The organism is Acinetobacter sp. YH12069, from assembly GCF_013419675.1.
GTDB lineage: Bacteria > Pseudomonadota > Gammaproteobacteria > Pseudomonadales > Moraxellaceae > Acinetobacter > Acinetobacter amyesii.
The window spans coordinates 69,400-87,620 of the sequence record NZ_VOZS01000005.1 but is presented as its reverse complement, the minus strand read 5'-3'; the positions used below and the strand labels follow the sequence as shown (position 1 = coordinate 87,620).

General features: G+C 40.9%; 19 protein-coding genes. 7 read left to right on the top strand and 12 right to left on the bottom strand.

Annotated elements, in window-relative coordinates; all coding sequences use genetic code 11:
• The first annotated feature begins 4 nt into the window (after positions 1-4).
• Positions 5-1,156 carry an OmpP1/FadL family transporter gene (locus FTU16_RS04345; protein WP_180064049.1) on the top strand — a complete coding sequence of 384 codons (1,152 nt, stop codon included), beginning with the start codon at positions 5-7 and terminating at the stop codon, positions 1,154-1,156.
• Between the two features lie 72 nt (positions 1,157-1,228).
• Here FTU16_RS04345 and thrH read toward each other — a convergent pair whose 3' ends face one another.
• On the bottom strand, positions 1,229-1,846 hold the full coding sequence (gene thrH / locus FTU16_RS04340; protein WP_078189978.1) for a bifunctional phosphoserine phosphatase/homoserine phosphotransferase ThrH: 618 nt from the start codon (positions 1,844-1,846) through the stop codon (positions 1,229-1,231).
• Positions 1,847-2,046: 200 nt separating this feature from the next.
• Between thrH and FTU16_RS04335 the strand changes: the two genes are divergently transcribed.
• Complete coding sequence (locus FTU16_RS04335; protein WP_168379034.1) at positions 2,047-2,781, top strand: phosphoadenylyl-sulfate reductase; 735 nt, start codon at positions 2,047-2,049, stop codon at positions 2,779-2,781.
• Between the two features lie 167 nt (positions 2,782-2,948).
• Positions 2,949-4,328: a wax ester/triacylglycerol synthase family O-acyltransferase gene (locus FTU16_RS04330; protein WP_168379035.1), complete on the top strand. Its 1,380-nt coding sequence runs from the start codon at positions 2,949-2,951 to the stop codon at positions 4,326-4,328.
• Positions 4,329-4,639: 311 nt separating this feature from the next.
• Here FTU16_RS04330 and FTU16_RS04325 read toward each other — a convergent pair whose 3' ends face one another.
• The 6 genes from FTU16_RS04325 to FTU16_RS04300 form a co-directional block, all read right to left on the bottom strand.
• The gene (locus FTU16_RS04325; protein ID WP_168379036.1) at positions 4,640-4,813 is read right to left on the bottom strand and encodes a PA1571 family protein; all 174 of its coding nucleotides are present in this window, start codon (positions 4,811-4,813) and stop codon (positions 4,640-4,642) included.
• Between the two features lie 142 nt (positions 4,814-4,955).
• Complete coding sequence (gene rng / locus FTU16_RS04320; protein ID WP_111885603.1) at positions 4,956-6,410, bottom strand: ribonuclease G; 1,455 nt, start codon at positions 6,408-6,410, stop codon at positions 4,956-4,958.
• Between the two features lie 42 nt (positions 6,411-6,452).
• A complete protein-coding gene (locus FTU16_RS04315; RefSeq protein WP_180022310.1) occupies positions 6,453-7,019 on the bottom strand; it encodes a Maf-like protein in 567 nt (188 codons plus the stop codon).
• A complete protein-coding gene (gene mreD / locus FTU16_RS04310) occupies positions 7,007-7,498 on the bottom strand; it encodes a rod shape-determining protein MreD (RefSeq protein WP_180004304.1) in 492 nt (163 codons plus the stop codon). The genes FTU16_RS04315 and mreD overlap by 13 nt, the downstream gene beginning before the upstream one ends.
• Entirely contained in the window at positions 7,485-8,342 is an 858-nt protein-coding gene (gene mreC / locus FTU16_RS04305; RefSeq protein WP_180022294.1) for a rod shape-determining protein MreC, read from the bottom strand. The genes mreD and mreC overlap by 14 nt, the downstream gene beginning before the upstream one ends.
• Positions 8,343-8,358: 16 nt before the next feature.
• Complete coding sequence (locus tag FTU16_RS04300) at positions 8,359-9,405, bottom strand: rod shape-determining protein (protein ID WP_086178633.1); 1,047 nt, start codon at positions 9,403-9,405, stop codon at positions 8,359-8,361.
• Positions 9,406-9,538: 133 nt separating this feature from the next.
• Between FTU16_RS04300 and gatC the strand changes: the two genes are divergently transcribed.
• From gatC to gatB, 3 genes are read left to right on the top strand one after another with little or no spacing between them, the layout of a single operon-like run.
• Positions 9,539-9,853: an Asp-tRNA(Asn)/Glu-tRNA(Gln) amidotransferase subunit GatC gene (gatC, locus tag FTU16_RS04295; protein WP_078189985.1), complete on the top strand. Its 315-nt coding sequence runs from the start codon at positions 9,539-9,541 to the stop codon at positions 9,851-9,853.
• Between the two features lie 51 nt (positions 9,854-9,904).
• Complete coding sequence (gene gatA / locus FTU16_RS04290; RefSeq protein WP_180162771.1) at positions 9,905-11,383, top strand: Asp-tRNA(Asn)/Glu-tRNA(Gln) amidotransferase subunit GatA; 1,479 nt, start codon at positions 9,905-9,907, stop codon at positions 11,381-11,383.
• Positions 11,383-12,858 (top strand): Asp-tRNA(Asn)/Glu-tRNA(Gln) amidotransferase subunit GatB, encoded by a 1,476-nt coding sequence (gatB, locus tag FTU16_RS04285; protein ID WP_180162770.1) that lies wholly within the window; start codon positions 11,383-11,385, stop codon positions 12,856-12,858. Before gatA ends, gatB begins: the two co-directional genes overlap by 1 nt.
• A 102-nt stretch (positions 12,859-12,960) precedes the next feature.
• Here the strand turns inward: gatB and FTU16_RS04280 are convergent, their stop codons facing one another.
• Both FTU16_RS04280 and FTU16_RS04275 read right to left on the bottom strand, forming a co-directional pair.
• Complete coding sequence (locus FTU16_RS04280) at positions 12,961-13,515, bottom strand: hypothetical protein (RefSeq protein ID WP_180040420.1); 555 nt, start codon at positions 13,513-13,515, stop codon at positions 12,961-12,963.
• A 448-nt stretch (positions 13,516-13,963) separates the two neighbouring features.
• Entirely contained in the window at positions 13,964-14,356 is a 393-nt protein-coding gene (locus tag FTU16_RS04275) for a lysozyme inhibitor LprI family protein (RefSeq protein ID WP_180040422.1), read from the bottom strand.
• A gap of 237 nt (positions 14,357-14,593) precedes the next feature.
• Here FTU16_RS04275 and FTU16_RS04270 point away from each other — a divergent pair, with 237 nt between their 5' ends.
• On the top strand, positions 14,594-15,496 hold the full coding sequence (locus FTU16_RS04270) for an NADP-dependent oxidoreductase (protein ID WP_180162769.1): 903 nt from the start codon (positions 14,594-14,596) through the stop codon (positions 15,494-15,496).
• Positions 15,497-15,588: 92 nt separating this feature from the next.
• Here FTU16_RS04270 and FTU16_RS04265 read toward each other — a convergent pair whose 3' ends face one another.
• The 3 genes from FTU16_RS04265 to FTU16_RS04255 all read right to left on the bottom strand — a co-directional run bounded on the left by FTU16_RS04265 (position 15,589) and on the right by FTU16_RS04255 (position 18,095).
• Positions 15,589-16,035 carry a hypothetical protein gene (locus FTU16_RS04265; protein ID WP_180040460.1) on the bottom strand — a complete coding sequence of 149 codons (447 nt, stop codon included), beginning with the start codon at positions 16,033-16,035 and terminating at the stop codon, positions 15,589-15,591.
• A gap of 147 nt (positions 16,036-16,182) precedes the next feature.
• Complete coding sequence (locus FTU16_RS04260; protein ID WP_180162768.1) at positions 16,183-17,028, bottom strand: hypothetical protein; 846 nt, start codon at positions 17,026-17,028, stop codon at positions 16,183-16,185.
• Positions 17,029-17,123: 95 nt separating this feature from the next.
• Positions 17,124-18,095: a hypothetical protein gene (locus tag FTU16_RS04255; protein WP_373683885.1), complete on the bottom strand. Its 972-nt coding sequence runs from the start codon at positions 18,093-18,095 to the stop codon at positions 17,124-17,126.
• Between the last annotated feature and the right edge of the window lie 126 nt (positions 18,096-18,221).

Below are 18,221 nucleotides of genomic sequence, written 5' to 3'. Positions count from 1 at the left end.
AAGTATGCGCTTAAATCACCTTAGCTACGCAATTTTACTTACCGCTTTACCAACAGCATCATTATTTGCAGCGGGTCTAGATCGTTCAGGCCAGTCAATTTCTGCATTTTTACAACCTGGTAACTATGCAGAAGCAGGTATCACTGTTCTAGATGCAGAAGTAAAGTCAAATGAACTTAATGTCGATGACATGGCGAAGTCATATTACTTCCCTTCCGCTGCTGTCAAAGTACAAGCGACTGACAAAATTTCACTAGGTTTAATTTACGACCAACCATACGGTGCAGAAGCTGAATATGATGCTGCATCGCAAGTATTTGGTAATGGTGCTCAAGGTACATCTGTAGATGTTAAAACTGAAAGCTTAACTGCCCTAATTGGTTACCAACCAAACGAAAATTGGAACTTTTATGCAGGTCCAGTTTGGCAAACTGTAGAAGCCAATATCAAACTACGTGGTGCTGCTTATGGTGGTAATGCCAAACTTGGTACTTATAACATCGAAATGGAACGTGAAGAAGCTTATGGCTGGTTAGCAGGTGTTGCTTATTCGATTCCTGAAATTGCATTAAAAGCGGCTATTACCTACCGCTCTGAAATTGAACATAATACAAAATCCAATGAAACTACGCTTCTACCGTATCCATCTTTAAGTGCGCTGACATCATCTGTTGATGCAACAACACCTCAATCAGTTAACTTAGATTTCCAAACAGGTATTGCTAAAGATACGCTAGCATTTGCCAATGTTCGTTGGGTACATTGGAGCCAGTTTGCGGTTAAACCAACTTTACTTGGTAACGTAAGTTCAATTCCAGCACCTCATGTCCGTCAAAATCTTATTGATTACTCAGACGACCAATGGTCAGCTAATGTTGGTGTAGGCCATAAATTTAACAGCAAATGGTCTGGTTCTGCATCTGTAGGTTACGATTCGGGTGCTGGCAACCCTGTTACGACTTTAGGCCCTGTTGAAGGGTATTGGAATGTTGGTCTAGGTGGTCAATATAGTCCTGCTGAAAACTATTTCATCCAAGCAGGTGTTAAATACTTCTGGTTAGGTGATGCTACTGCTCAAACTGGTGGTAATCCAGTAGGTGAATTTGAAGATAACCATGCGCTTGGCTATGGTTTGAAAATAGGCTATCGCTTCTAAGTTGTTAGAACAGCTTTGCATTAAACAAGAAAGGGCGCATAAGCGCCCTTTTCTATAACCAGCTATACAGAATTAAGCTGGAATATCACGAACTGAAGCATTACGAATCGCTTCTTTTAATGCAGCATAGCCATGAATTGGTGGGAATTGTGGAAATTCTGCAATCACATTGTCAGGCGCATCAAATAAGAAACCCGCATCTGCTTCACCAAGCATCGTCGTATCGTTATAAGAATCACCTGCTGCAATCACCCGGAAGTTTAACCCATGCAATGCTTGAACGGCTTTACGCTTTTGATCAGGTTGACGAAGCTTATAAGCTGAGATCATACCATTTTCATCAGTTTCTAATTTGTGGCAGAAAATCGTTGGCCAACCAAGTTGCTGCATTAATGGATGTGCAAACTCATAGAAAGTATCTGAAAGAATAATTAATTGAAAATGAGTACGTACCCACTCTACAAACTCTTTTGCACCTTCAAATGGCCCCATATCTGCAATTACGTCTTGAATATCGTTTAAACCCAAACCGTGTTGTTTTAGGATATTTAAACGTTGAGTCATCAACACATCGTAATCTGGAATGTCACGAGTCGTTGCTTCAAGTTCTTTAATGCCTGTTTTTTTCGCAAAATTAATCCAAATTTCAGGTACTAAAACCCCTTCTAGATCTAAACAAACGACTTCCATGCACTCTACCCTCTGTTATGTGAAAAAAATTTTTCATTATCATAGCGGAAGAATAAAAAAATGCATTGTTCTTTTTTAAATCTGTTTTTTTCATAAGTATCTATTTTTTAGTGATAAGTGTGTTTTAGCATTTCCATTAAAATAGTTCTGAAATAAATTAATATAGGTTTTAACGTTCCAAGCCTATAGCCAGGACATTCATGACTACCATCCCTACTATTGACCTTGTCGATGCACTTGCATCTGAATATGCAGATAAATCACCTTCTGAGATTATGAAACTTGCGCTTAGCCAGCAAGGTGAAGTTGCGATTTCCTTTTCTGGTGCAGAAGATGTTGTACTGATTGATCTTGCATCAAACTTAGGGATTCCTTTTCGTGTATTTAGTTTAGATACCGGTCGCTTACACCCTGAAACTTACCAATTTTTAGATACTGTCCGTAAACATTATAAAATTGATATTGAAATCTGTTTCCCAGAAAGTGATGCCGTACAAAAACTGGTAACAGAAAAGGGCTTTTTTAGCTTCTATCAAGATGAACATAAAGAATGCTGTGGTATCCGTAAAGTACAACCTTTGCGTAAAAAACTAGCCACTTTAGATGGCTGGATCACTGGTCAACGTAAAGACCAAAGCCCAGGCACACGTAATGAAATTCCTGTGGTACAAGCAGACCCTGGTTTTTCAGGTCCAGGCAAACAATTGATTAAATATAATCCTTTGGCAAACTGGTCTAGCGCTGATGTATGGAACTATATCCGTCTCATGGAAATTCCATATAATCCACTACACGAACGTGGCTTTATCTCGATTGGCTGTGAACCATGTACTCGACCTGTTTTACCGAATCAACACGAACGAGAAGGTCGCTGGTGGTGGGAAGATGCAACCCATAAAGAATGCGGCTTACACGCAGGCAACATGAAAAAATAAAGATCACAAAACCACTGCATAGCAGTGGTTTTTTTCAACGCATCGATACACATAATTCCGTATCATTTCAACGTAAAAACGCTATACTGCAAAAGACAATTTAATAATTCTAACAATGCTACTCATACATGAGCAGCTGTAGAAATTGCAGTGAGGCAATCAACGCTATGCGTCCATTACATCCTATTGATTTCATATTCTTAAATTTAGAGAAACGGCAACAACCGATGCACGTAGGTGGTCTATTTTTATTTCAGATCCCTGACAATGCACCAGATACTTTTATTCAAGATTTAGTCGCAGATATTCGTAATTCAAAATCCATTCCTATTCCTCCTTTTAACAATAAACTCAACGGCTTCTTTTGGGATGAAGACGAAGAGTTTGATTTAGATCATCACTTCCGCCATATCGCACTGCCGCATCCCGGTCGTATTCGTGAACTTTTGACTTATATTTCTCAAGAACACAGTGCGCTGATTGACCGTGCGAAACCGCTTTGGACTTGCCATATTATTGAAGGCATTGAAGGCAATCGTTTTGCTATGTACTTCAAAATCCACCACGCGATGGTCGATGGCATTGCAGGTATGCGTTTAGTTGAAAAATCACTTTCGCATGACCCAGATGCTAAAAGAATTGTGCCACCATGGTGTGTAGAAGGCCCTCGTGCAAAACGCCTGAAACAGCCTAAATCCAGTCGTATGAAAGGTCTGTTATCGACCATTAAGGGACAACTTGACTCAACTCCACGAGTTTTGTACGAACTGTCACAAACAGTAATGAAAGATATGGGGCGCAACCCAGATTATGTGTCTAGTTTCCAAGCGCCGAGTTCAATATTAAACCAACGGGTTAGTTCTTCTCGTCGTTTCGCTGCTCAGTCTTTTGAATTTTCACGTTTGTCACATATTGCCAAGTCACTCGGCGTAACAATTAACGATATTGTGCTTGCAATTTGTTCAGGCGCATTACGTGAATATTTAATTACACAAAATGCTTTACCTAAAAAGCCATTGATTGCCATGGTGCCTGCATCAGTTCGTACCGATGATTCAGATATGTCAAACCGTATTACCATGATTTTGGCCAATCTTGGAACCCATAAAGAAGATCCGCTAGAACGGTTGAAGATTGTGCGTCGTAGTGTGCTCAATGCCAAAGAGCGCTTTAAGCGGATGAACTCGAATCAAATTTTAAACTACAGTGCTTTTGTCTACAGTGCAGCAGGTTTAAATATTGCATCAGGCTTCATGCCAAAACGTCAGGCCTTTAACTTGGTCATTTCGAATGTTCCCGGCCCACAAGAGCCGTTATATTGGAATGGTGCACGTTTAGAAGCGCTCTACCCAGCGTCCATTGTTTTGGATGGTCAAGCGCTTAATATCACCATGACCAGCTATTTAGATAAGCTTGAAGTGGGTTTAACGGCATGTCGTAATGCGCTGCCAAAAATGCAAAATTTACTCACGCATTTGGAAGAAGAAATTCAACGATTTGAAACTATTGTGAACCAAGATTCCCCAAAGTTACAGGCGGTTAGCTAACCGCCTGTTTCTAGATTTTGTATCAATTCATCAGCAGATTGAACCATCAAAAAAATTAAAAACCCGTCTAAATTAAACAATCTAGACGGGTTTTTATCATTTGAACTTTGAGTGATTTTTTGGAGCAATTTACGTGTATAAGCTAAAATTTAGGTGAACAAATCCGTTGTTATTGTTTAATTATGACTTGTAGATACGAACTGATAATTAAGTTTATTTTCCATTATTTATAAAATTTTAGCGCATTAAATATTTTAGAATTGCGCGTTAGCACTTTAACCCTCTGGATTACATTATTTATATTTCAATATTTAAGCTTTGATAGCTCGGCACTGTTTAAGTAACTGATGACAAGCAGAACGAATCATAGACGCTGTAATTTGAACTTCATTACCACGTTCATCCACGATATAACCTGAATGGATCGCTTTTGCTTCAACAACAGTTTTAAGACCACTTTTCATTACTGTTTTACTAACACCCATAGTACACCTCTTTTTGCTAAACCATTTTCAAGTCCAATGCAGGAAAATGGCTTTGGCTATTTGATGTGTCTAGTATTCAAAATAACAGTTCAAAAGTAAAATCTCAGTTGTAACAAGTGTTTAACGATATTCTGTTACAATTTCAGCTCAGAATGATATCGTATTGCTCTTGCGTATATAAATTTTCCACTTGGAACTTGATCACACGGCTAATAAAGTGCTCTAAATCAGCTACCGCAGGTGCTTCAGCAGTTAACAATCGGTCAATCACCGACGGATGTGCCACCACGGTAAAACCACTTTGTGACTCATAAGCACGTGCATATCTCAAGATTTCACGGAAAATTTCATAGCAAACTGTTTCAGCCGTTTTCACATAACCACGCCCCTGACAGGTCGGGCAAGAATCACAAAGTAGATGCTCTAAAGATTCACGGGTGCGTTTCCGAGTCATTTCCACCAAACCCAGCTCAGAAACTTGAGTGATCTTGGTTTTTGCATGATCGCGCTCGAGCATTTTCTCAAACTGGCTCATCACTTCTTCTCGATGATGTGCTTCTTGCATATCAATGAAGTCAATAATGATAATCCCGCCCAAGTTACGTAGTCGAAGCTGACGTGCAATGACCTGTGTGGCTTCCATATTGGTTTTAAACACAGTGTCTTCAAGCGAACGACCACCTACGTAGGAGCCAGTATTGACATCAATCGTGGTCATGGCTTCAGTTTGATCGATCATCAGATAGCCGCCAGACTTAAGTGCTACACGTGTCTGTAAGGCTTTCTGAATATCTTCTTCGACATTGTACAAGTCAAAAATTGGACGCTCACCTGGATAATGCAGTAAGCGATTTTGCATACTCGGTACAAATTCTTGGACAAACTCTTGCAATTTGCCATGTACTTCGCGTGAGTCGACCTGAATTTTAGACGTTTCTTCGTTGGCTAAATCACGGATGACGCGTTGCGGTAAAGGTAGCTCTTCAAAAATCAAAGATGGTACGACAATACTGCGTTGTTTACGTTGTATGTATTCCCACAGTTTTGCTAAATAGGCCATGTCCTGCGCAATTTCACATTCAGGAATACCTTCGGCAGCAGTACGAACGATGACTGAACCCGGTAAGTTGTGTTCCTTTTGAATGCGTTCAATCATGCTACGCAAGCGATCTCGTTCTTCTTCAGACTCAATGCGCTGAGAAACACCGGTATGACTGCCATATGGCATTAAAACAAGGTAACGAGAAGGAATAGAAAGATCAGTTGATAGTCGTGCACCTTTGGTACCCAACATATCTTTCATGACTTGTACGGTGAGTACTTGCCCTGGTTGTAACAGCTCAAAAACATTCGGGGTTGGTTGATTGCGCTGCCAGACCATATCATTGATATGTAAAAAAGCCGTTCTCGACAATCCAATATCAATAAAAGCAGCCTGCATACCCGGAAGCACGCGAACAACTTTCCCTTTATAAATATTGCCCACTAACCCACGCTTCACGGTGCGCTCAACAAATAATTCATTGACCGTACCGTTTTGAATCAACGCCACCCGACATTCCATCGGTGTGACGTTAATCAACAACTCGTCAGACATATCAAAACTCAAAACATTATAAAAATTCTTGTGTTGCAGCAGTTAATTTAATGCCTTAACTATCTGTAATAACTGTACGGTTTCATGCAAAGGCAGCCCAACAACATTGCTGTAGCTCCCTTCAATACAAGGAATATAGCGCGCAGCAATTCCTTGAATAGCATAGGCTCCCGCCTTGCCGATTGGTTCACCTGTTGCCCAATAGCTTTCCATGTCAGCTAGACTTAGCGTTTGAAATTCAACCTGTGTACGCACTACTATACTGTATATTTGATCTTTTGTACTGACACAAACACCTGAAAACACATCATGTTTTCGTCCAGAGATCATTTCCCACATAGAAAAAGCATGTGCTTTCGACGCTGGTTTTCCTAAAATGTGCTCATCTACGCCTAAACTAGTATCCGCGGCAATAACGATAGCATCAGGGAATTGTTGTTGTACTGCGCAAGCTTTGGCACGTGCTAAACGCTCTACATAATCCGCTATAGGTTCTCCTTCCAACACGGACTCATCAATATCTGGACTGAAAATTTCAAATTCCAGACCTAATTGTTGCATTAGTTCGCGTCGTCGAGGAGAACTCGAAGCTAAAATTATATGCGCCATTTTCTCAGGAAGTAATACATGATTGGCCAAATGATTAAGCTAGTAACAATTGGCTGCCAATGGCGAGCAAATGAAAACTGTGCCCCACCCATCACTTGAACAATCCACACAAACAGTAAATGCGCGAAAATTGCCATTGCAGCAATAATCCACAAATTACCAAATGTAAGGATACGACGTTCACGCGTTAAAAAGCGCGTCACAAATGCAATGACCACAAAACTCAGTGCGTTCATGCCAAAAGGTGCATCAGTCAACAAGTCCGTAAAGAGACCTGTGGCAAATGCAAACCAAACACCGCACCATGTCGGCTGACAGAGTACCCAAAATAGCATGATCATCATCATGAATAATGGACGCCAACCCGATAAGTCATAAGAAAGCGGATACACCATCAGCACGGATGCCAAAATGATGGAAAAGATAATCGGAAATAATGGGTCGCGCTCTGTATGACGACTAAGCTTAGCGAGTGACATGCGGTTGCTCCATCGCTAAAGAATCGGAAAATAGCACAACCACATGATGACCACCTGCCAATTGGGCAGCAGGATTGATATCAATTTGGGCAAATTCACCGCTATTGTGACGACTGACTTTCGACACTGTACCCACCAAATAACCCGCTGGGAAATGTGCCCCTAGACCTGAGCTATAGACTTTTTCACCGACTTTGATATTCGCACTGGTTGGCACGTATTCCATCTTAAGTCGACCTAAGTCACCTGTACCCGTAACGATTGCGCGCATACCAGTATGTTCCAGACGCACAGATAAAGAGTGCTCTTTGTCTGAGAGCAACATGACACGGCTACTATGCGGGTAAACATTGATAATTTGCCCCATAATGCCCTTGTCATCGAGTACAGTTTGTCCCACTTTAAGCTGACTGCTGGCTCCACGGTTAATCACAATAATATGACGTAAGGGATCAGCATCAGTACCAATGACTTCGGCAATCTCCATACGACCATCAATGATGAGTGGTGTATCGAGTAGTCCACGTAGTCGAGTATTTTCAGCAGAAAGTTCAGAAAGTTTCTGTAAACGGACTTGAGCCTGAATTAACTCTGCTTGCATCGCGGTATTTTCACGACGTAATTGAGCTTCAGACTTGGTTTGTTGATTCAGCCATTCTCGCGATAACACTGGATAGCTTGCTAGTGCATAAATTGGATTATATGCCGCATACAAGACGTCTCTGGCCGGTTGAATTACATGTGGCATGCGCCAATCAAAGAAAAGCACCACCAAGCATGTAATCACCGCAATGATAAATGAGCGAAAAGATGGCGGTTGTCTTGAAAACAGTTGCGTTTGCACCCGCCGAGTCCTTTTCTTAGCCTACAAATAACATGTCATGATTTGGGTTATCGAAGAATTCGAGAACCTTACCACCACCACGTGTAACACATGATAGTGGATCTTCTGCAACCACGACAGGAAGACCTGTTTCTTTTGCAAGAAGCTTATCAAGATTGCGAAGTAATGCACCGCCACCAGTCAACACAATACCGCGTTCTGCGATGTCTGAAGACAACTCAGGTGGCGTTTGCTCTAGTGCAGATTTAACCGCAGCCACAATGTTTTGCAGTGGATCAGAAATCGCTTGAGTCACTTCATCAGAAGTTACGGTAATCGCACGAGGTACACCTTCAGCCAAGTTACGACCACGGACTTCGATTTCCAAAGGTTTTGCACCTTCTTCTGGAAGCGCCATACCAACTTCTTTTTTGATGTTTTCTGCAGTGGTTTCACCAATCACACAACCATGTGCTTTACGCACGTAGTTAATGATTTGTTCATCAAATACATCACCACCGATACGTAGTGAGTCTGCATAGACACAACCTTGAAGTGAAATGATCGCGATTTCAGTTGTACCACCACCAACATCGACAACCATCGAACCACAGGCTTGCTCAACAGGCATACCTGCACCAATTGCAGCAGCCATTGGCTCTTCAATTAAGCGAACTTCACGTGCACCTGCATTGTATACAGCTTCACGGATTGCACGGCGTTCCACCAACGTCGATTTACATGGCACACACACCACGACACGCGGTGCAGGTGGGAACAAACGTTTTTCGTGCACTTTGCCAATGAATTGATTCAACATCGTTTCAGTGACTTCAAAATCTGCAATCACACCATCTTTCATTGGGCGAATCGCAGAAATATTTGCAGGTGTACGACCTAGCATTTGCTTCGCGTCAAGACCTACTGCGGCAACGATTTTTTGTGAACCACTGTGGCGAATTGCCACCACCGTCGGTTCATTTAATATAATGCCTCGTCCTGGCGCATAAATAAGTGTATTTGCAGTGCCTAAATCAATGGCAAGATCCGGCGAAAACAAGCCAATTAGTCGTTTTAGAATCACGGGGACGTTCTCAGTTAAACTTTTATATGGACGCAAGGTGGCAACTTTAACTAAATGTGATGATTTGAACAAGTCAATCGCTTATTATAAGCCACGATATTTTGAATTTTTTTAATACTGATTAGGTAATGTTATGTCTACATCGGATGCACAGCATTCTGCAGATCTAAATGCACAAACAGTTTCAGCGATTGCCCATCTGGCTCGATTGTCGCTAGATGAAGCGCAATCTGCTGACTATGCTCAAAGTTTAAATAAAATTTTAGGCATGATGGAAACCCTGAAAGGCATCGATACTGACGGTGTTGAACCACTAAAAAGTCCATTCGACAATCCACAGCCCTTACGTGAAGACGTGGTATCTGAGACCAATCATCGCGAAGCATATCAAGCAGTTGCTCCTGCCGTACAGGATGGCTTGTACCTTGTTCCGCGTGTGATTGAATAGTTTTTATTCAGATCAACATTTTTTCAAATTAAACGTAAAGAAATATTTCTCATGACAGATTTACATCGCTTATCAATTCGTGAATTGTCTGAAGGTTTGGCTGGCGCTAAATTTTCTTCACGCGAATTGACTGAACACTATTTAAAACGCATTGAAAAAATCGATGCTCAAGTCAAGTCATACGTGACCGTGACAGCTGAACAAGCACTTGCGCAAGCAGATGCGGCTGATGCTGCAATTAAATCAGGCAATGCAAGTGCGTTGACTGGTGTACCAATTGCACATAAAGATATTTTCTGTACCCAAGGCATTAAAACCACTGCTGGTTCTAAAATGCTGGACAATTTTATCTCTCCTTACGACGCGACCGTTGTAGCGAAAGGTAAAGCTGCGGGCCTTGTCACTTTAGGTAAAGTGAACATGGATGAATTCGCCATGGGTTCAACCTCTGAAAATTCATTTTATGGCGCAACGGCTAACCCTTGGAACTTAAATCATGTTCCAGGTGGTTCTTCAGGCGGTTCTGCTGCTGCGGTAGCGGCTGATCTTGCGCCGTTCGCAACAGGTACAGATACAGGCGGTTCAATCCGTCAACCTGCATCTTTCTGTGGTTTGACTGGTCTTAAACCAACTTACGGTCGTGTTTCTCGTTTCGGTATGATCGCGTATGCATCATCTTTAGACCAAGGCGGCCCAATGGCGCGTTCGGCTGAAGACTGTGCTTACCTGATGAACGTGATGGCAGGTCATGATGCGAAAGATTCAACTTCGGTTGAAAAAGACGTCGATAACTACGTGGCGAACCTCAACGGCACATCGGTAAAAGGATTACGCATTGGTATTCCGAAACAGTACTTTAATGTTGCTGGTTTAGATGCAGACGTGAAAGCACGCGTTGAAGAATCACTGAAAAAGTTAGAAGAAATGGGCGCAATCTTGGTTGAGATTGATTTGACCATGACTGATGCCTATGTTCCAACGTATTACCTGATTGCTCCTGCTGAAGCATCTTCAAACTTACAGCGTTTTGATGGTGTACGTTATGGTTACCGCTGTGAAAATCCTGTGGACTTAATGGACTTGTACAAACGTTCACGTTCTGAAGGTTTTGGTAAAGAAGTTCAGCAACGTATCCTGATTGGTACATACGCGCTTTCTGCGGGTTACTACGATGCTTATTATGTGAAAGCACAAAAAGTACGTCGTTTAATTCAACAAGACTTCTTAAAAGCATTTGAATCTGTAGACGTGATTGCTGCCCCTGCTGCACCGACAACTGCATATAAGATTGGTGCAAACCTGTCTCCTGTAGAAATGTACTTAGGTGACATCTACACCATCGCAGTGAACTTGGCAGGTCTGCCTGCGATTAACGCGCCTGTTGGTTTTGACAAAGACAATTTGCCTGTTGGCTTACAGCTGATTGGTAATTACTGGTCAGAGTCTCAATTGTTGTCTGTGGTGCATCAGTACCAACAAGCAACGGATTGGCATACACAACGCGCTGCAATTGCTGAGGAGAATGCATAATGGCTAAAAACGCTGCTAAACCAAAATCTAACCTGATTGATGGTTGGGAAGTGGTGATTGGTATTGAGATTCACACTCAGCTTGCGACCAATACTAAAATTTTCTCAGGCTCATCTACCACATTTGGTCAAGACCCAAATACACAAGCGAGCCTAGTTGACCTTGCAATGCCGGGCGTATTGCCTGTACTCAACAAAGAAGTGGTTGATCTTGCAATTCGCTTTGGTTTGGGTATCGATGCTTACATCGACCAAGCTTCTGTATTTGCACGTAAAAACTATTTCTACCCTGACTCTCCAAAAGGCTACCAAATCAGCCAAATGGACAACCCGATTGTGGGCTTGGGTCATATCGACATTCAACTTGAAGATGGTACGGTTAAGCGCATTGGCGTAACACGTGCGCACCTTGAAGAAGATGCAGGTAAATCGATCCATGACCAATTTGAAGGCCAATCTGGTATCGATTTAAACCGTGCAGGCACACCTTTACTTGAAATCGTATCTGAACCTGATATGCGTTCGGTTGAAGAAGCGGTTGCCTACATTAAAGCGATCCACACTTTAGTGCGTTGGTTAGGCATTTCTGACGGTAACATGGCAGAAGGTTCTTTCCGTGCCGACTGTAACGTGTCTTTACGTCGTCCAGGTCAACCGTTCGGCACACGTTGTGAATTGAAAAACCTGAACTCATTCCGTTTCATTGAACAGGCGATCAATGTTGAAATTGAACGTCAAATGGAAATTCTGGAATGGGACGGCACCATCGACCAAGAAACACGTTTGTTCGACCCTGTGAAGATGGAAACGCGTTCTATGCGTTCTAAAGAAGAAGCGAACGATTACCGCTACTTCCCAGACCCTGACTTGTTGCCTGTTGTGATTGCAGATGCGCAAATTGAAGCGGCACGTGCTGCCCTTCCTGAGCTTCCTGCTGCACGCCGTGCGCGCTTTGTGGCTGACTTTGGTGTAACTGAGTACGATGCTCACGTGCTTACGCTTACTCGTGAAATGTCAGAGTTTTATGAAGACGTGGTAAAAGCTGCGGGCGGTGCTGCACAAGGCAAAGTTGCTGCGAACTGGGTGATGGGCGAATTCTCAGGCGCTTTAAACAAAGCGGGCTTAGACCTTGCCGACTCTCCTGTATCAGCAGAGAAACTTGGCGGCATGATTGCACGTATTGTGGATAACACCATTAATGGCAAAATTGCGAAACAAGTGTTCGGCTTTATGTGGGAAGAAGGCAAAACTGCGGACGAGATTATTGCTGAAAAAGGCTTGAAACAGGAAACTGATACAGGCGCGATTGAAGCGATTATTAAAGACGTACTTGCTGCTAACGAGAAGATGGTTGAAGAGTATAAATCTGGTAAAGAGAAAGCCTTTAACGGTCTTGTTGGTCAAGTGATGAAAGCAGCAAAAGGTAAAGCAAACCCTGCGCAAGTAAATGAATTGATGAAGAAATTGATTGGTTAAGGCTGATCTTTCTTTAGAAGAAAAACCCGCGAAAGCGGGTTTTTATTTAATATGCAACCATACATATAATTTCAATAATTCAGTTTCTATCACTTATTTAGCTTAGCATTCATCAGCTCTTATTTGGTATTCAAATAGGAATTCTCCTGCCACATCATAATACATAAATTTCTCAATCATGTTATTAACTTTATAATGGACATGTTTTTTTACTTGATTACAGAATATTGATTTCAAATTGTGTTTGTTATTATTAAAATACTCTACACTTTGATCTGAAAGATTATTTTTTTCGATTGAAAGAGAATAACTATAAGCAGACATACCTTTTAATTTTAAAGCTTGAGTCATTAGCACACCATCACCCATGTCTATCGGAGTGTGCCTATTAAGTTCTTTTGTTGTAGATCTATATAATTCATAGACAATGGGCTTATTTGTATACCTAAAATTTTTATCTAGAACCCCCTCTTTTTGCAAATTTAAATCATATTCGCTGGGTGATAATGATGGGATAGAGTTTAAATTTTTATCTAAAAAAAATTCATAAGCTTTTACACTTCCTCCAACTAACCCCATAATTCCAATTAATATAAGTCCATATTTTTCAAAGTTACTTTCTTTACTCATAATTCCTCTTTTATCAAATAATTGCATTAATTATTCTTAAACTAAATTTTCTTATGATTTTAAAATACAGCTAAACCACATCTAAGATATCGATTTTTCCATGCTAATAATTTTTTTAAATATAACCAAGCTTCATATTCCAATCAAAGTATTACAATTGCATGATTTAAACCTACAATCAATCCAATACTTCACACCAAAAACAACATGACCATCAAAAAAGTATCGTCTATCGCTAAACTCGAAGACTTAGGACGTGTTCAACTTTCAAAGTCTTTCTTTATGCGTGACTTCTGATACCCTCATCCCCCGCCTTCTCCCAATGGGAGAAGGAGCTTTCATTACGAATCATATAACAACATGAATTTAATATTGAAAGTCCCCTCTCCTTCAAGGAGAGGGCTAGGGAGAGGTTTTAGAAAATTATTAATGTGAGCGAGTTTTAAATTCCTATCCCGCAAAGGAGAGCTAATCATTAATACTTTAAAAAATTCTCCAACTCATTCGCCCTTTCTGCTGTCATATCCATGAAACAGCCAGCACTGGTTACACGTACAATTGAACCGCCATTCGGATCATAATAAAAGTTACAGTTCGCATCCCGATACTTCATCCATAAACGCTGTGTATTTTGCAGTTCTTTTTTACGTGTTGCGCTTAAGGTGTTCATCAAATTTTTATAAGCTTCATTTAAACGTATATCCTGACGTTTTGTTTCCGCTGCTGTGCACTCCACCATGCTTGCAGTCACACCGCCAGCTTTGTCCATACACGCTGTAAAATGCTTACTCAACGATCGGTCTTCTGCCTGTGCCATTTGTATAAAACCCAAAACAACCATCAGCGCGCATATAAATTGCTTAATCATAACTATCCCTTTATAAATTTATAGATACAAATGTCTTTACTAGGAATACCATTTTTATTTTTCCATTCATTTCCACACTAAAATAAAATAACAAAAACAGTGCACATATCCATACTAATTTTAAGCACTGTTCTATTTATAGAAAAATCTAATGCAAATTTCGCTCTGTAATCCATAAACACCACCTGCCTATAATTCAACCATGATTTAAAAAACCAGATATGAATAGGCACAAAAATGAAATCAACCATCTTAGCAGCACACCAATACGGCCAACCTGAAGTGCTCGAATTTGCACAATACGAACTGCCTCCACTAGCTGCAGGCATGGCACGCATTCACGTTAAAGCCTCTGGTATTAACCCCATTGACGCACGTCGCATGACAGGTGAATTTAAACATGCGGCCCTACCGCAAACCTTTGGTACAGAATATGCAGGCATCATTGCAGAAGTAGACAGCTCTCAAAATGAATGGATTGTTGGCGATGAAGTGCTCGGTTCAGGCGGTGCTTTTACCCATGCAACCGTGATTGATGTACCACTAGCAAATTTGATCCGTAAACCCCAAAATATTGATTGGTCTATTGCGGGAACAATTGCAGGCGCAGCACAAACGGCCATGACCATTTTAGATGAAACGGGCCCTGCTCAATCTTTACTGGTACATGGCGGCTCAGGCGGAGTCGGTTCAATTGTGGTACAGCTCGCAGTAGAAAAAGGCATTGAGGTTGTCGCAACAGCATCAGCAGCCAATCAAGACTATATTCGCAAACTAGTCGCTACACCTGTCACTTATGGAGAAGGTTTAGTTGAACGTCTAAAAGCAGTACATCCAACACCTTTTGATGTCTCTATTGATATGATCGGCTCGGAAGAAGCAACTCAATCCTCTCTTGCTGTGGTCAAAGTTGGCGGATTTATGGGAAGTATTGCAGCTAGAAAATTATCTTCAAATAAAATTCAGCCAGTATGGGTTAAACGTAACACTAAAAACTTACAACATGTCGTCGATGGAATTGCTGAAGGTCGTTTCACATGGACAGTCAGCCGTGAATATGAATTTAAGAATGCACAGCAAGCCTATGGCGATATTTTAGAAGGTCATACCAAAGGTAAAAGTGTGCTGGTTTTTGAATAATTATTAGCTAATCCATAATGTAAATGAGCGCTAAACAGCGCTCATTTACATCATTATTTAACTTAAAAATATGTATTTCAAATTTAAAAACCTTATCGGGTAATACCCAATTTATTCCAAATTTCTGGGGTTAAAAATTTGGTCACCAATTTATTCAAATCGACATAACGGAGTACGCCTTGTAGTTGTTGTTTAATTTCAGGCGTCTTTAAAATTTCATCCCCAGTGATACTACCAAGCTCTTGAAAACTATCACCTACAGCCTGTAGACCATCAGCTTTAATCACGGCCTGCGTTTGTGTAGAACATTGCTCAACCAAGATTCGCTGCATCACTTGAGCCAGATTTTTATCGAGTTGCGTTTTTTGCGCATCACTGACATTACTGTATTGTTTTAAATCTGGATGCGCTGCCAATGCTGAAAAAGTCCATTGTAAAACTGCTGTTTTATCCGCCGCAGTGGTCGATTTCACTAAACATTGACTGAGCTGATCGACCGTCGGACTCGCCAAACTCACCTGAGTCGTCCCGAGCATCATGAGCGTCAATAAAGCCAAACCTGCTGGTCGGGAAAAACGTAGATGTATTTTTTTAGATAAACCGTAAGCCATAGACCAAACTCCCAAAACTTAAGTCACCTTTGTATCATGAAGTGCTGTATTTGCTGTTTGGTCTGTGTAACTCAACTATTCATTTTTGCTAGTCGGTGCATAGATGAGAGGATGAATCGTTGGCCTTCTATTCCAATACCAATAAAAATGTCCATGGGTATCGAGCAAACTATGGGTGGTCAATGTCGATTTATTGCTATCCCCTCGCCAACATGCAAGTGCTGCATTACGGTTATTATGTAGGTCAATAAACTCAGGATTCAAATATTTTGGTTTCGCAGGAATGTATAAAGCATCTCCCGGATTGACCCATAAATCTGCCAAGTAGATCTTGCCTAGATTTGGAAAATAGCGTCCTACTGAGATGACGAGTGGCAATTGATCCCGATCGGTGGCGCTAAATATATGCGGAAAATCATGGTGTTCTAAATCAGTAATGACAAATGGCGTTAAAGTTTTACAGCCATTTAAATTTGATGTTGCATTTTCATAAGGCAAATAATGCCCTGCCATCATGCCGTATTCATAATGAATCTCTGACAGTACTTTTTGATTTGAATGAATCTGAATCGCTTCACCTGCTTGAACTAAGGTGATACCAAAAGCTGCCGCGGTTTCTTTGCTTGCCACCAATGGCATAAACTCGAAGTGTTGCCCTTCAAATTCAAGCTCCGTTTGCTCCCCCCAATTGGTAATTTTAGTCGAAATTTCGGAAGGCACATCGTAGGGATTTCCCATCGTCATTTTCGCATTGGTGGCTGACTCGGTAATTAAATGAATTCCTGCCCCAAGTGATGCTAAATATGTTGGATGCCCACGATCATTCAAAAAGAAGGGTGTTTGCTCGATATTGACTGTAATCTCTGTTAATTCTCGGTCAAATAATGGTGCATTAAAATAAGTTTCATTTACTGAACTCATGGTTTTTCCTTATTATTTTTTAAAATTTTATCTGAGTACATCATTGGATCAGGATAAAAGCTTATTTCCCCAAATGGCTTTTATCCTGTTGAAGTTTATTTCATACGATTCAACATATTTTTTGCCCCTGCGTGGTTATAGTTGGTCGCTAAGTTTTGTAGGATGCCTTTTGCTCTTGCATTGGCGTTTGGATAACTTTTGCTATATGCAGGCACTGATGTTAAGCATTTCGCAACGAGCATGCCTGATTCAGCATAGGCCCGATTGGCATTTGCACCATTTAATTTGCCATAGCTATAAGCACGCTGTGCATTATTACAAGCAGTGACTTGGTTTTTTCCGGCATTCAGGTCACGTCGTGCATTGACATATAAACGCATTTGTATCTGCTGAGATGTTTCTGCAACTGGTTTCACTACAGGTTTTTTTTCAGGCTCTTTGGCTTTGGTTTCTTTTTTAGTCTCTACTTCTTTTTTTGCTTCCTCTTTCGCATTGCTTTTTGTTGTCGTTGCTTTGGCTTTGCTTGGTGTGGCTTTTTTAGCTACAGCTTCTTCTTGTTTATTATAATTTTTGCGACGTTCTTCGGGTCCAATAATTGCTGTATACAAACTCACTAAGCGGGTTTCAGAACGGTCATTTGATTTACGCTCTGAAACGGGTTCAATTGCAACCATCCAGCGTTGTCCATCTGCCTGACTACACTGAAATACGCCTGTGCCCTGTTTTATACTGCTATAGGTCGCTAATAATTTACGACTCCATGCATTTTTGACTTGGTTCAAATTGCTTTTATTCAGTTGAATAAATTTGCCATTTTTGGCTTGGCAGTAACTGCTCATATTTTGCTTGGGTATAACTGATTCTGCTTCCATATTTTTCTTTTGTGGCCCCCAATCATAGACGTATTCTTTCGCCTTCCCATTTGAGCTATTTAGCCCTTTTTGATTAATCACTTCTTGTGGTGATGCATAATGATTAAATGAATTTGGGTTTAAACTCTGCATGGTTGTACAACCATGTAATGCAAATCCAATACTCCCCACCCATAACATTGCCTTTAAATTCACAGCAAAAATCTCAAAAATTTCACCTTTAAAAAATAGCGTAATTTAGTGCCTTTCACAATTTTATAATCTTGATTTTATTTATTATTTTTATAAATTTAATCACTAAAATCGTACACGTTTGAGATG